The organism is Aminobacter sp. P4_D5, from assembly GCF_056401815.1.
In genome coordinates this window covers 1-753 of the sequence record NZ_JBFUIP010000633.1, presented here as the reverse complement: position 1 = coordinate 753, position 753 = coordinate 1, and the positions used below count along the sequence as shown (strand labels likewise).

1 protein-coding gene is annotated in these 753 nt (G+C 68.9%); it reads right to left on the bottom strand.

The window, feature by feature from the left end; all coding sequences use genetic code 11:
• Positions 1-753: adenosine deaminase (gene add / locus AC1DWF_RS33995; RefSeq protein WP_476842891.1), on the bottom strand; the 753-nt coding region annotated here is incomplete at both ends.

The window sequence follows — 753 nt, the reverse complement described above, 5'->3', positions numbered from 1 at the left end:
GCGCGGAAGTTCTCGTTCACATAGCCGCCGAAATAGGCCGGATCGTCCGAGTTGACGGTCACGCGCAGGCCGCGCCGGAGCATCCGTGCGATAGGGTGGTCGGCGGCGGAATCCACCACCTTCAGGCTGAGGTTCGACAGTGGGCACACGGTCAGCGTCGTCGCCTGCCGGACGAGCCGCGTCGTCAGGTCCATGTCCTGCAGGGCGGCGTTGCCGTGGTCGATGCGGCCGACCTTCAGCACGTCGAGCGCCTCGTGGATATAGCCGGGCGGCCCTTCCTCCCCGGCATGGGCCAGCAGCTTCAGGCCGCGCTCCGCCGCCGCGGCGAAGACCCGGGCGAACTTCGCCGGCGGATTGCCGCGCTCGCTCGAATCCAGCCCCACGCCGAGGATGCGGTCGAGCCACGGCTCGGCGGCCCTGAGGATCGCCATTGCGTTCTCCTCGGGCAAGTGCCGCAGGAAGCACAGGATGAGGCGCGAGGTGACGCCATGCTCGGCCTCGGCCCTGGCCATGCCCGCCAGCAGCCCGTCGACGACCGTCCGGAAGGGGATGCCGCGATCGGTGTGGGTCTGGGGGTCGAAGAATATCTCGGCATGGACGACCTTGTCCGCCGCCGCGCGGGCGAAATAGGCGAAGGCGAGGTCGTGGAAGTCCTCCTCCTCCCGCAGGACGGCCGCGCCGCGGTAGTAGATATCGAGGAAATCCTGGAGGCAGGTGAAGCTGTAGGCCGCCCGGACCTCCTCGACCTTGTGG